A 13,131-nucleotide genomic window follows, 5' to 3' on the forward strand; every position below is an offset into this window, starting at 1 on the left:
TTTGTGATTGATTTATATGCCCCAATACACACCTAAAACAGCAAGAAGTTAATACTACCTACACGAAACTCATCTTCAAACAGAGCATTTTAATATATTTTCAAACCATCTTTTACTGATACTTAATATATAATTACTACCTTTGCACAGATTATTTCGAAATAAACATTTTCTGCCCTTCTCCCATGCTGATAAGTGGCAGATTGTAAATACTAATCGCACAAATGAAACAATTCAGACTGGTGGACAACATCGTTGGATGGGTGGCTTTCTTAGTTGCCGCATTCGTCTATTGCTCCACAATTGAGCCGACAGCCAGCTTTTGGGACTGCCCAGAATTCATTACAACAGGCTATAAGTTAGAGATTGGTCACCCTCCTGGGGCACCATTCTTCATGCTTACTGCTAATCTATTCTCACACTTTGCGAGTGATCCAACACAAGTTGCAAAGATGGTCAACACGATGAGTGCATTGTTGTCGGCTACTTGTATCATGTTCTTGTTTTGGACTATTACCCATCTTTCACGCCGTCTTATCGTTCGTGATGGCGATGCTCCGTCACTTGCAAAGACTATTGCTATCGAGGGTGCAGGCCTTGTTGGTGCACTGATCTATACTTTCAGTGACACATTCTGGTTCTCTGCTGTCGAAGGCGAAGTGTATGCTTACTCATCAGCCTTTACTGCTGTTGTGTTCTGGTTGATACTCAAGTGGGAAGATGTTGCAGACCAACCACATTCCGACAGATGGTTGGTATTGATCTTCTATATGACTGGTCTTTCAATCGGTGTACACCTGTTGAACCTCCTCAGTATCCCTGCCATCGTTCTGATTTACTATTATAAAAAGGTGCCAGAGGCTAATCTTAAGGGTTCGTTATTCGCTCTGCTCATCTCGGTAATATTGGTTGCTGCCGTTCTCTATGGCGTTGTTCCTGGTATTATCACCGTAGGTGGATGGTTCGAATTGTTCTTTACTAACACCCTAGGCATGCCTTTCAACACGGGTACCATTATATATATAGTACTGCTTGTATCCGCCTTTGCATGGGGTATCTATGAAACTTATCAAGATAAGAGTCAAGCTCGTCAGAACATAGCCTTCCTATTGGCTTTCGCCTTAATTGGTATTCCTTTCTATGGTTATGGTTGGAGTGCTTTCATCATTGGTATTATAGTTTTAGCTGTTGTTTACTTCCTTTTGCGCTGGCGTCGACCTGTTAATAAGGATGGTAAGAGACAATCAGTAATGTTGGTGACTGCCCGTCTAAAGAACACAGCTTTACTATGTATGCTGATGTTGATAATCGGTTATTCATCTTATGCTGTAATAGTTATTCGCTCTACAGCTAACCCTCCAATGGATCAGAACTCACCAGAGGATATCTTCACACTGGGTAGTTATCTGAGCCGTGACCAGTATGGTGATCACCCTCTACTCTATGGTCAGGCTTATACGAGTCAACCAGCAGTGGCAGAGGATGGTATGCACTATAAATTTAAGGAGGGAGCACCTGTCTATGAGCGTAAAGAGAAGGCTTCAAAGAATGAGAAGGACTCTTACTTCCTCGTTAGAAATAAGGCTACACAAGTGTTCCAACAGAACATGTTCTTCCCAAGAATGTATGATGACGCTCATGCTGCACAGTATGAACAATGGATGGGAGGCGTTACGGGTCATACTGTTGATGGTGTAAAGATGCCTACACAATGGGAGAATCTAAAGTTCTTCTTCTCTTATCAATGTAACTTCATGTACTGGCGTTACTTCATGTGGAACTTTGCTGGACGTCAAAACGACCTACAAGGCAATGGTGAACCAGAGCATGGTAACTGGATAACAGGTATATCGTTCATTGATAATGCACTCTATGGGGACCAGAGTAAACTGCCCGATGAGTTGAAAGCAAACAAAGGTCACAATGTATTCTATTGTCTTCCATTATTGCTCGGACTACTTGGTTTGTTCTGGCAAGCATGGCGTGGCAAGCGTGGTATACAGCAGTTCTGGGTGGTATTCTTCCTGTTCTTTATGACAGGTTTAGCTATTATCATCTATTTGAATCAGACTCCTAGCCAGCCACGTGAGCGTGACTATTCGTATGCGGGATCATTCTATGCTTACGCAATATGGTGTGGTTTAGGTGTTTTGGCACTCTATGATTGGGCAAGAAAACTGAAGATTGCACCAGTGCTATCGGCATCTGTAATCTCACTTGTTTGTTTGCTCGTGCCAATTCAGATGGCATCACAGACTTGGGATGACCATGATCGTTCTGGTCGTTATACATGTCGTGACTTCGGACAGAACTATTTGATGTCACTTCAAGATAAGGGTGCTCCTATCATCTTCACTAATGGTGACAATGACACCTTCCCTCTCTGGTACAATCAAGAGGTTGAAGGTGTAAGAACAGACACACGTGTTTGCAACCTTTCTTACCTACAGACTGACTGGTACATAGACCAGATGCGTCGCCCTGCCTACAACTCTCCGAGCGTGCCAATATCATGGCCACGACTTGATTATGTGAGTGGTACGAATGAGATTATACCTATTCAACCAGAGTACAAACAGCAGGTTTTGGACTTCTATAAGCAGAATCCCGCTGCAGCAAAGGCTCAGTTTGGCGAGGAACCATTCGAGTTAAAGAATATATTGAAGTACTGGGTACGTTCTAAGAACGCTGAGACTCACCTCATTCCAACCGATACCATCTACATGACTATCGATAAGGAAGCTGTGAAACGAAGTGGTATGATGCGTCCAGGTGACTCTATTCCTGATCGTATGGTCATCTCTTTAGCAGGTAAGCAGGCATTATATAAGAATGATTTGATGATGCTTGAGATGATTGCTAATTGTAATTGGACTCGTCCACTCTATGTAGCTGTTACTGTAGGAAGTGAGAATTTCATGAATCTCGGTGATAACTTCATTCAAGAGGGATTAGTAAATCGTATCACACCATTCAATACGACACAAGGTGGAAACAATCCATTGGGAATCAATCTACGTAATTTTGATACAGAAAAGACCTATAACGTCGTAATGAATCGATTCAAGTGGGGAGGTCTCAATAAGCCAGGTCTCTACATTGATGAGACTGTTGCACGTATGTGTTATACGCATCGTCGTGAGATGGCAGACCTTGCGCTCCACCTTATTGCTAAGGGTGAGAAAGCCAAAGCACTGAAAGTTCTACAGAAGGCAGAGAAAGAGATACCTTATTATAATGTACCAATAAGTTACATGAGTGGCTCTGGTGATATGGCAGAGGCTTATACATTGTTGGGACAAAAGGCAAAGGCTCGTCAGTTATATGACGCTCTTTGGAAGATTTCAATGCAGTATGCTAATTACTATATGTCGCTTCCTTCACGTTACTTTGATATGTCGCAAAGTTCATGCAAGATGCACTTCCAGATTATGATGAACCTTGTTAATGCTAATGATCATACTGACAGAGCATGGGCTAACAAGCATGCTCAGCAGTTGAATGGGTTGATGAACCGGTTTGCAAGTTTAGGAGGTACATGGCAACAGGGTGAATAATCCAACTTTAAAAGAAACTATTTCTTGATAAAGATGGAATAAATAAAACTGGAGCGTGGTCTACCTTATATGGATGACTACACTCCAGTTTCTTCTTATATCATACTTCATCACTTCTTAAAATCAGCTATAAGTATCAATGTTAATAGAACAACCAGCACGATGGCTACGCCTCTTTTATCCTCACGCATTATGGCGCATGGATAAGAATGACCATTCTGTATACCTTACCTTTGATGATGGTCCTATCCCCGAAGCCACTCCTTTCATCCTTGATGTGTTGGATGAATTCGGTGCGAAGGCTATGTTTTTTATGGTGGGAGATAATGTAAGGAAACATCCAGACCTATATAAAGAGGTGATAAGGAGGGGGCATAAAGTGGGAAATCACACCTATCATCACCTCGGATCATTTAGACATTGGACGTTAACTTACGCTGTTGATGTCACAAAAGCTGATAACTTACTTAATACCCCCTACTTCCGTCCACCTCACGGATGGCTTCGACACACTGTTTACTGGTGGGTGAAACAGAATTACAGGGTTGTAATGTGGGATCTTGTGACACGTGATTATTCTAAGTTATTGACTGCAAAAGACGTGGTGGAGAACGTAAAACGATATGCAAGAAATGGTTCTATCATCACCTTTCACGACTCTTTAAAGAGTATAGACAAGCTCCGTACAGCACTTCCAGAGTCACTTCAATGGCTCAAAGAACAGGGATATGAGTTTAAGACATTCCCCGATAATCCTGAAGAAACAAGATGATTAGTATCAACACAACATGGATAAAGGAAGAAGCAAAGCGTCTCGGATTCTTCACTTGTGGAGTTGCAAAGGCAGAACCTGTTAATGAAGAGGTTGCAAAAGGGTATCAGAAATGGCTGGAGAATGGTGAGGAAGCAACCATGGCATATATGTCGAATTATTTAGAGAAGCGTCTCGATCCTCGCAAGCTGGTTCCAGGTGTGCGAAGTATAATATCTCTTGCCCTTAATTATGCCCCTTCTCAACACCTACCTAAAGGTGAATATCAGTTTGCAGCATACGCTCTTGGACAGGATTATCACGACTTGATGAAGGCAAAGATGCGGGAGTTGGCTAATAAGATAAGGGAATCAGAACCTTATCTTAATGCTTCTCAAGAAAACAAGGAAGGACAAAAGGAGGAATTAGAAATACGTTGCTTCTGTGATACAGCACCTGTTCTTGAACGTTATTGGGCACAGAAAGCAGGCTTAGGATGGGTTGGTCGAAATCATCAACTTATCATTCCTCATGCTGGTTCGATGTTCTTTCTCGGGGAGATATTTCTTCCTTTCGATGTTGATAAATATGACGAACCTATGGAAAGTAGGTGCGGTAACTGCCATAGATGTATAGATGCTTGCCCTACGAAAGCCATCATTCCGAATGAAGGCTTTCATGCTGATCAATGCTTATCGTACCAACTGATTGAGAATAGAGGGGACTTGTCAGAGGATGCAAAGGCAGCTATGGGCGATACGATCTATGGTTGCGACAGATGTCAAACAGCTTGTCCTTGGAATCGTTTTGCCACTCCTAACACAGAACCAAGCCTACAACCGAAAGCCGAACTACTCTCAATGAGTAAGGAAGCATGGCACAATCTCTCTATTGAAGATTATCGACGATTATTTAAAGGGTCAGCTGTTAAGCGTGTAAAGTTCGAAGGTTTGAAACGAAATATAGCTGCAACACAGCATAAAGAGAACGAGTAACATTTGTTACCAAGGCTTTCTATGGCATTGTAATTGCTTGTTAGGAGATAGTAAATAGTTATAAACAATTTAATTATAAAGACATGGCAAAACTAGAGAAAGGTACTATCTTTTCAGCAAACAAGGTAATTGATTACGCTGATGGTGGTGTAATTAGCAAGGAATTAGTACATAGCAACGCAGGAAGTGTGACACTCTTCAGCTTCGATGCAGGTCAGGGTTTATCAGAACACTCCGCACCTTTTGATGCTCTCATACAGGTGATTGAAGGTAAGATGGAGCTAACCGTCGAAGGCACAAAGCACGTTATTAGTGCAGGTGAAAGCTTCATCATCCCTAGCAATGCCCATCATTCAGTAAATGCAGCAGAGCGTTTCAAGATGATTATTACAATGATTAGAGGTTAAAAAATACTTCTTCAAAACAAAGGTAAAAGTCTAATAAACAAATTTCCGAGGTATCCTAGAATCCCAATAACATCCTATGATACCTCGAGAAATTATATCTTACCAAACTTCAGACTACCTATAACCTACTTTATAATTGCTTGATAGTCTTTATCAAAAGGACGAGGATGACGACCAATGAGAACTGTATTAAGCAGACAATTAGCCACTAACTCCTCATTCGTGAGATCTACTTTCGGTTCCTTCTTCACTTCCTTGCCTAATAACACATCCCATGGACCATTGAAATCATGGTCGTCAGCACCAAAGAACATCTCATTTGTATCGGGATCTTCCATCAGTTGATATCGGATCTGCTTCTTTGATAACACGGGATTAATGCTCAATAACAAGTCATAAGCATTACGGAACTCATTCCGCAAATGACGACCTTTAGGAAACATAAGACCTATCTGTGGATAAATCTCATCAAACTCGTAGGCTTGAAACAACTCTTTAAGTTTCATAATATATTGTTGTTTAATTATCAGAACAAATCTTTTATTCATCAGGAGATTACCCTTACTAATCAAGAGAATAAGAGATTATGTCTGCAAAGGTACATTATTTTTTTGATACGCTTGCATGTTAGAACATTAATTCGTATATTTGCAGCATATCACTAACCCAGAGTTCGTCTAGAAAAACACGGGCTCTATTAAAGCTTTTGATACACATGAGAAGAGATCAAGAAATTTTCGACCTTATTGAAATGGAGCATAAGCGACAGCTAAAAGGCATGGAGCTGATTGCATCTGAGAATTTTGTTAGCGATGAAGTAATGCAAGCTATGGGTTCTTACCTCACTAACAAGTATGCAGAGGGTTATCCCGGCAAACGCTATTATGGTGGTTGTCAAGTGGTTGACCAGGTTGAAACACTTGCAATTGAGCGTGTTAAACAACTCTTCGGAGCAGAGTATGCCAATGTTCAGCCACACTCTGGCGCACAAGCAAACCAAGCTGTTTTGCTCGCAGTACTAAAACCTGGTGACACATTTATGGGTCTTGACCTTGACCAAGGAGGGCATCTCTCTCATGGAAGTGAGGTGAATACATCTGGAATCCTTTATCACCACGTTGGTTACACACTGAATCGTGAGACGGGAAGAGTGGATTATGATGAGATGGAAAGGCTCGCTCTCGAACATAAACCAAAGCTAATTATTGGTGGAGGATCAGCTTATAGCCGTGAATGGGACTATAAGCGTATGCGCGAAATAGCTGACAAAGTAGGTGCATTCTTGATGATTGACATGGCACATCCTGCTGGTCTCATTGCTGCAGGATTGTTGGATAACCCAGTAAAGTATGCCCATATCGTTACAACAACAACCCATAAGACACTTCGTGGACCGCGTGGTGGTGTTATTCTAATGGGTAAAGACTTTGAGAATCCATGGGGACTTGCTACAAAGAAAGGCGTTATAAAACCAATGTCAATGCTCTTCAATTCTGCAGTATTCCCTGGTAACCAGGGTGGACCATTAGAACATGTCATTGCAGCAAAAGCTGTTGGCTTCGGTGAGAACCTCCTCCCAAGTTGGAAGGAATATGCAATGCAGGTAAAGAAAAATGCTTCTGTTCTTGCACAAGCACTCGTTGATAAGGGTTTCAGCATTGTTAGTGGTGGTACGGATAACCATTCTATGTTGCTCGATCTACGTCAGAAATATCCAGACCTTACTGGTAAGGTGGCAGAGACGGCACTTGTTGCTGCTGATATCACAGCCAATAAGAATAAGGTACCATACGATGAGCGTTCAGCATTCCAGACAAGTGGTTTGCGTCTCGGAACAGCAGCTATGACAACTCGTGGGTGTAAGGAAGACATGATGTTGCTCACCGCAGAACTCATTGATGAGGTTCTTGCTGATCCAGAGAACGAACAGGTAATCAAGAGAGTACGCGAGAAAGTAAACGAGACGATGGCTACTTATCCTCTCTTCGCTTACTAAGAATAGAATACACAATAATTAAATAGTATACAAGAAGGGAGCTATTAAAAGTAAGGATGTAATTGATTACATTCGAATGAAGACAAGACTTTAGTACCATTCTAATGTGGCTTGCAAAATAAGATTGCCTTTTCAAGACTTTTAATATTGCCCCCTTTTTGTATATGATAATCTTATTACATTCTTTAAAGTTACACACTAAAAGAAGACTATCACCTTAATTGATACCTTATATACTTCGCCTTCTGAGTCTCATCACTATAGAGAATATTATATCTGTCAGGGATATACAATGCACCATCAAGTATTATGTATGGTTCAGGAACATCCCGCTCTATCCTATAGACCAATCCCTTTTTATTATCCATCAACTTTATAAAGCTTATCCAAGGTCCCGTTATCGTAGCTACCTCTTCTAACGAATACATCAAACTATCTATAGAATCAACTACAAGAAGGGCTCCCGTTGAAGGGTCACAAGGCTTTATTGATGACAAGCGAAGCCTTACTTCCTTTGGTAATTCTTGATAGGAAAGTTCTATACTTGGTAGCGATGAAACTTTATAGTCATAAGAGCTACAACCACAAAAAACTAACAAAAGACTAAAAAGAAAATATCTCATTGCTATGGACTTATCTTTACCTAATCATTATACAAGCATACATCATTATAGAATATATGTTTAATAAGTACGTACAAACTTACTTAAAATAATTGAGTGCGGTATAAATTACCCAAAAAAAATACACCCTATCGAACCCACAAAAAACTTAATTTGGCTTTAATCATCATTGCTTTCACTTTTAACATTTAACATAATAGGCTGTGAAACAACACTTTGAAGTATCTGATAGGGTGACAGGAATGACAGTAAAAATGTTTTGCTTTTTATAAACGAAATCCTTCATCTATCCTTTTTCATCACCATTAATATTGTATGATAGCCCCGTCCCCTCATGAGTCAACTATCAACACTTATCTAGAAGATGCCTAAAAGCATTAAAGAATATCTATGAATTAACCCTAAAGAAATAAATATCTCAAAATATTTGGTATAGTCAAAAAAACTTAGTACCTTTGCAACCGCAATTAACAAAAGCATAGGGAGATCCGCTAGCTCAGCTGGTAGAGCACAACACTTTTAATGTTGGGGTCATGGGTTCGAGCCCCATGCGGATCACTTGAAAGAAATGCCTAAACTACCTTAGTTTTGGGCATTTTCTTTTTCTAACTTACGTCTATATTAGTTAAAAAAAAGAGATTATTTTCTCAAATCTGACGTAAACTGCGTTACTTTTGAGTATCCTTTAATTTTAACAAAACATTATGGCAACACTTTCTCCAACAATTTTTAAAGCAAAGCAGCTTTCTAATGGAAAGCACAAAATACGCATTGCTGTAAGACATCGTCATGAAACGTCTTATATTATCACACCTTATATTATAGATGATTTATCTCAGTTCAAAAATGGTCAAGTAGTAAAGAGATTCGATGCTGACATTATAAACATGCAGCTTCGCAATCTTTTAAACAAGTATCAAGAGATTCTAAATGACACTAACGGACTTGCTATGTTATCTTCAAGGGAGTTAAAGAATAGACTCGTTAACTACTCTGAGAAAGACGAAAACATAGCAATAGGTGTAATTTGTAAAGAGTACGTTAAAGAACTAAGAGAAGACAAAAGAATTGGCTATGCTGAGCTTATAGAAAGGTGTTGTAAATACTTTACTGAATTTACGAAAGGTGACATAGCAGCTAAGGATATAACACCTACAACGATTAGTAACTTTGAAAGATTCTTGAGGAATAAGAAAAAGCTCAATCAGACTACCACAGGAATGTACCTCGTTAGATTACGTGTCTTAACAAATCTTGCAAGAAAAAGATATTTCGTTAAGCAAGACATACCTCCTTTCCAAGATTGCAAAATACCTCAGTCTTTAGAACGAAATCTTGATTTGTCTGTTGAGCAATTTTGTAAGCTAAAGGCATACTTTCCTAAAAGCAAGATAGAATCTATAGCAAAAGACTTGTGGTTTCTGTCTTTTTATCTTGGCGGCATAAACCTAATAGATATATTATCGATAAAGTTCTCAAACGACAAAGAGATAGAATACATACGTACAAAAACAAAAAACACGAAACGTGGAGATAAACGTATAGAGATATCAATACCTGTCGAAGCTCTTAACATAATAAACAAGTATAAATCAGACGATAATAGTCTTAAATTTGGATATTCATTTACTTACAGGAACTTTAATAGATACATTGCACGTACGTTACAAAAAATAGGTAAAAACATAGAAATACATCGATTATGCTTCTACTCGGCAAGAAAATCGTTTGTTCAATATGGGTTTGAATTAGGGATTCCTCTTGAGGTGCTTGAATATACAATAGGACAATCTATGAAGCAAAACAGACCTATATATAACTACATTCGAATAATGAGAAAGCATTCCGATGAAGCTATGAGAAAAATTCTTGAGTACACAAAAAAAGCTACTACACTTTTGTAGCAGCTTTTTTTATACAATTACTTATCCACTCTGATACGTTCTTGGGATTTGCTTTTTTAAGACATTTTGCAGCTTCTGCGTCTAAGTTAACACAAAGTTTCTTGGCAGGGTTATCCTAAAAATAATCTTACCTTAATAATAACTAAAAACCTAAATCTATGTCAAATACGAATTCAATCCTTTTCTCCTACAAATTTAGCAAATTATCGTGAAAGATGCAAGAGAAAAGGAATATTTATTCGATGAATTTATGCAAATTCTTTCAAATATTGCAAGTATTGGAAAGAATTTGTAAGGGAGCGAGCTTACCTAATTATACAACACATATTAGGTCATCAGAGCATAAAGACAACGCAGGTGTATTCTGCTGTGAAAGACACAACGATTAATAAGGAGATACGAAGAGCGTTTAGGTGAGGGTTCCATCGGGACTATCTTTGCTGAAAACAGAAGAATAAGAAATCTACAGGTCTTATCTTTTACCAATATCAAAAGACTTGAATATGAGAATTTAAAGGACTGTGACTCTTTAGAATCAATTACTATTTCTAAGAGTGTAGATATTATAGACTGGTATACCTTCGGAGGTGTCACAGGAAAAAAACTTATGTCATTAAAGAATGTTATTGTCGAACAGGGGAAACTCTCATATATACCAGAAGGTTTTGATAACAATATTAAGGATGTCGTTGACTACCCTTCTACTATTTCTTCTTTTGGGTGGAGTCAACCATCCTTGCGATCTAAGACTACCATTTTAAGATCTAAAACCCCACCTAATATTGGAGATAGTTCGCTCGGTGGTAACGGACTTATATATGTTCCCGACGACGTAATAGACGTTTATAGACATTCTGACGGCTGGTCTCGTGTTGCAGAACGAATTTATCCCCTTAGTGAGTATCACTCTTGATACTCACTAAGGGGTAAGATATTTCCTAAATAACCTTGCATAGCTTGACGATTCCATTTTGTACTTTGCTTGTATGTTTCGACTAAATGAGACGCTACGTATAGAGTATCAATTCGTACGGCAAGGATTCCCCAATATCTAATTGTGTCAATATAGTTGTTGCCTTTGAGAACTAATTTCTTTATTCTCGCACTATTAAATGAGAGCTCATCAATAGCTATTACAGAAGAGGGTATTATAACGCACTCCCCTTGACTATAACGGAACATCGAATTAGGAACCATGGTTAATCCTTCTGGGAGAGATATTGTTCCAAATATAGATCTCTCGAAGGCTCCTTTTTCGCCAAAAGGTTTCTTTTCTTTCTTCAAATCAGAGAAATATTGAAGCTCCGTAAACCCTTTTATGGTACGATTTGCAAAGATAGTCCCGATGGAACTAACAGCTGCGGCTTCTTCCATACTTAGCTCACCGTCACCGTCCTTATCCCAGTTTTCCACGCAAATGCGCTTCACCTCTGGGTCCTCGAAGCGAATCCACCACTTAGCGATGTTCAATTTAAGTTTTGGGTAATGAGTCATCAACGCATCGTAGGTGTCACGATACGCACCAGTGGTGAGGTTGATAGTACCGTCCAAGACAGGGTAAGGGTCATTGCCGTACTGACCCTCTGCGTCGATTCCTTGGTAAGTGCCGTCTACGAGCTGGGAGAGTTTATCAAAGGCTCGCCCGTCTGTAAATGTTTCATTGAAGCCAACACAGCGCACGTAGCGGAGAGCGTGAGGGGTTTGTCCTACCTGTACATCCATAATATCGATGAGCTTCTTCACGGGTTGAAGATTATCGCAACCGCTGACAAAGTAGCTCATCACGTTCGGTGCGCAGGCTTCAGTGTTGCAGTGCTCGTTCGTGAGGCGGTCGAGGTTCTTGAGTTCGATATAGGACGTGGTTGCTGGATAATCGGCTTCCTCGAGCACACCACCATCTGCGAAGTGTGCTTCGGTTAACGAGGACCCACCAGCGAGGAACTTACGCAGACGGAAGTTACTACGCATATCGAGCGAGCCTCCAAGCGTAGATATATTCTGAACATCAATCTCCTCTAAGGAGGTTGTATTGCCAAGCGTAAGCGAAGATATAAGTATCTTCACCTTCTGCTCGTTCTCATCACCGAGCTTTAATCGTTTGAGTCGCTTACCAATAATAGATAACGCACCATTGATGACATACGAACTCCAATCGCCTATATCGAGCAGGTAGTCTGCTGATTTAACTGATAGCTGCTGGTCGGACGTGCCGTTAATATCGACTATAATCTCACAAGCCTTACCAGCATCAGTGCGAGCACCACGCATGATTGTGGTACCGTATGCGATTGTAGGGTACAGCTTCATTGCAGGAGTCAAGCGTAATGTAATAGAGTTAGTTGTAGCGTCCGCCTGTGCAGAGGTACGAACAGTTATCGCACCTTCAGCGGTCTTAGCGTCGTAATCTCCGAAGCTGTACTTAGACATAAGGTATTGGATGCGTTTCTTGACCCAAGCAACTTCAGGTGACTTACCATCACCGAGCGACTGGCCCAGAGGGTCGGTATCGTTCGTATATGTACCTTGCAGCATGGCAAGCTTCATTTTTTCGTACAGCTTTCCATCCTCATTGTAGAGCATAGATGAGAATTTATCTATCACAGAGAAATAGTACTTATCAAAGAATGCAAAGAGTTTCTGCTGGTGCGTACCCTTTTGTAGACCTCCGAGTTCCTCCATCTTCGCAAGCATACGACGCATCATCTGCGCACGCTCCTCTGGGTACGCTTGTTCCATCAAGTTCCATAGTACGGATTTCTCACCGTTCCATACTGGCGTACCGTCCTCGTAGGTGTCGTGATACTCTACGTGGTAAGGTTTCTTCATTAAACCTTGGTTGATGACTGTCAGGATAGTATCAAGGTCATCCTGACGAAACTTCCATTTACTCTTTGCCAT

At 40.2% G+C, this 13,131-nt stretch carries 10 protein-coding genes and 1 tRNA gene; 8 read left to right on the forward strand and 3 right to left on the reverse strand.

Annotated features, from left to right (window positions below; genetic code table 11):
* The first annotated feature begins 224 nt into the window (after positions 1-224).
* The 4 genes from F0475_RS02000 to F0475_RS02015 all read left to right on the forward strand — a co-directional run bounded on the left by F0475_RS02000 (position 225) and on the right by F0475_RS02015 (position 5,710).
* Positions 225-3,557 carry a DUF2723 domain-containing protein gene (locus tag F0475_RS02000; protein ID WP_155715161.1) on the forward strand — a complete coding sequence of 1,111 codons (3,333 nt, stop codon included), beginning with the start codon at positions 225-227 and terminating at the stop codon, positions 3,555-3,557.
* A gap of 139 nt (positions 3,558-3,696) precedes the next feature.
* Positions 3,697-4,329, forward strand: coding sequence for a polysaccharide deacetylase family protein (locus tag F0475_RS02005; RefSeq protein WP_009435008.1), 633 nt, complete (start codon positions 3,697-3,699; stop codon positions 4,327-4,329).
* Positions 4,326-5,303 carry a tRNA epoxyqueuosine(34) reductase QueG gene (gene queG, locus F0475_RS02010; protein ID WP_155715162.1) on the forward strand — a complete coding sequence of 326 codons (978 nt, stop codon included), beginning with the start codon at positions 4,326-4,328 and terminating at the stop codon, positions 5,301-5,303. Before F0475_RS02005 ends, queG begins: the two co-directional genes overlap by 4 nt.
* Positions 5,304-5,386: 83 nt before the next feature.
* Positions 5,387-5,710 (forward strand): cupin domain-containing protein, encoded by a 324-nt coding sequence (locus F0475_RS02015; protein ID WP_155715163.1) that lies wholly within the window; start codon positions 5,387-5,389, stop codon positions 5,708-5,710.
* Positions 5,711-5,835: 125 nt separating this feature from the next.
* Here F0475_RS02015 and F0475_RS02020 read toward each other — a convergent pair whose 3' ends face one another.
* The gene (locus F0475_RS02020; protein ID WP_009435012.1) at positions 5,836-6,216 is read right to left on the reverse strand and encodes a hypothetical protein; all 381 of its coding nucleotides are present in this window, start codon (positions 6,214-6,216) and stop codon (positions 5,836-5,838) included.
* A gap of 209 nt (positions 6,217-6,425) precedes the next feature.
* On the opposite strand from F0475_RS02020, the gene glyA reads away from it, so the two are divergent.
* Entirely contained in the window at positions 6,426-7,706 is a 1,281-nt protein-coding gene (glyA, locus tag F0475_RS02025; RefSeq protein WP_155715164.1) for a serine hydroxymethyltransferase, read from the forward strand.
* A gap of 212 nt (positions 7,707-7,918) precedes the next feature.
* Here glyA and F0475_RS02030 read toward each other — a convergent pair whose 3' ends face one another.
* Positions 7,919-8,329, reverse strand: coding sequence for a response regulator (locus F0475_RS02030; RefSeq protein ID WP_155715165.1), 411 nt, complete (start codon positions 8,327-8,329; stop codon positions 7,919-7,921).
* Between the two features lie 485 nt (positions 8,330-8,814).
* Here F0475_RS02030 and F0475_RS02035 point away from each other — a divergent pair.
* The 3 genes from F0475_RS02035 to F0475_RS02045 all read left to right on the forward strand — a co-directional run bounded on the left by F0475_RS02035 (position 8,815) and on the right by F0475_RS02045 (position 11,146).
* Positions 8,815-8,887, forward strand: a tRNA-Lys gene (locus F0475_RS02035).
* Between the two features lie 146 nt (positions 8,888-9,033).
* Entirely contained in the window at positions 9,034-10,233 is a 1,200-nt protein-coding gene (locus tag F0475_RS02040; protein ID WP_155715166.1) for a site-specific integrase, read from the forward strand.
* Positions 10,234-10,840: 607 nt separating this feature from the next.
* A complete protein-coding gene (locus F0475_RS02045) occupies positions 10,841-11,146 on the forward strand; it encodes a hypothetical protein (RefSeq protein ID WP_155715167.1) in 306 nt (101 codons plus the stop codon).
* Here the strand turns inward: F0475_RS02045 and F0475_RS02050 are convergent.
* Positions 11,137-13,131, reverse strand: a complete 1,995-nt coding sequence (locus F0475_RS02050) for a leucine-rich repeat domain-containing protein (RefSeq protein ID WP_234422934.1) — start codon at positions 13,129-13,131, stop codon at positions 11,137-11,139. The two genes, F0475_RS02045 and F0475_RS02050, sit on opposite strands and share 10 nt — an antisense overlap.

Origin of the sequence: Prevotella vespertina (assembly GCF_009728485.1) — a bacterium.
GTDB lineage: Bacteria > Bacteroidota > Bacteroidia > Bacteroidales > Bacteroidaceae > Prevotella > Prevotella vespertina.

What these genes read in the sequence shown, in the direction of transcription:
- F0475_RS02000 (WP_155715161.1), top strand. Translation starts at nt 225, where the DNA reads ATGAAACAATTCAGACTGGTGGACAACATCGTTGGATGGGTGGCTTTC.
- F0475_RS02005 (WP_009435008.1), top strand. Translation starts at nt 3,697, where the DNA reads ATGTTAATAGAACAACCAGCACGATGGCTACGCCTCTTTTATCCTCAC.
- queG (WP_155715162.1), top strand. Translation starts at nt 4,326, where the DNA reads ATGATTAGTATCAACACAACATGGATAAAGGAAGAAGCAAAGCGTCTC.
- F0475_RS02015 (WP_155715163.1), top strand. Translation starts at nt 5,387, where the DNA reads ATGGCAAAACTAGAGAAAGGTACTATCTTTTCAGCAAACAAGGTAATT.
- F0475_RS02020 (WP_009435012.1), bottom strand. Translation starts at nt 6,216, where the DNA reads ATGAAACTTAAAGAGTTGTTTCAAGCCTACGAGTTTGATGAGATTTAT.
- glyA (WP_155715164.1), top strand. Translation starts at nt 6,426, where the DNA reads ATGAGAAGAGATCAAGAAATTTTCGACCTTATTGAAATGGAGCATAAG.
- F0475_RS02030 (WP_155715165.1), bottom strand. Translation starts at nt 8,329, where the DNA reads ATGAGATATTTTCTTTTTAGTCTTTTGTTAGTTTTTTGTGGTTGTAGC.
- F0475_RS02040 (WP_155715166.1), top strand. Translation starts at nt 9,034, where the DNA reads ATGGCAACACTTTCTCCAACAATTTTTAAAGCAAAGCAGCTTTCTAAT.
- F0475_RS02045 (WP_155715167.1), top strand. Translation starts at nt 10,841, where the DNA reads ATGTCATTAAAGAATGTTATTGTCGAACAGGGGAAACTCTCATATATA.
- F0475_RS02050 (WP_234422934.1), bottom strand. Translation starts at nt 13,131, where the DNA reads ATGGCAAAGAGTAAATGGAAGTTTCGTCAGGATGACCTTGATACTATC.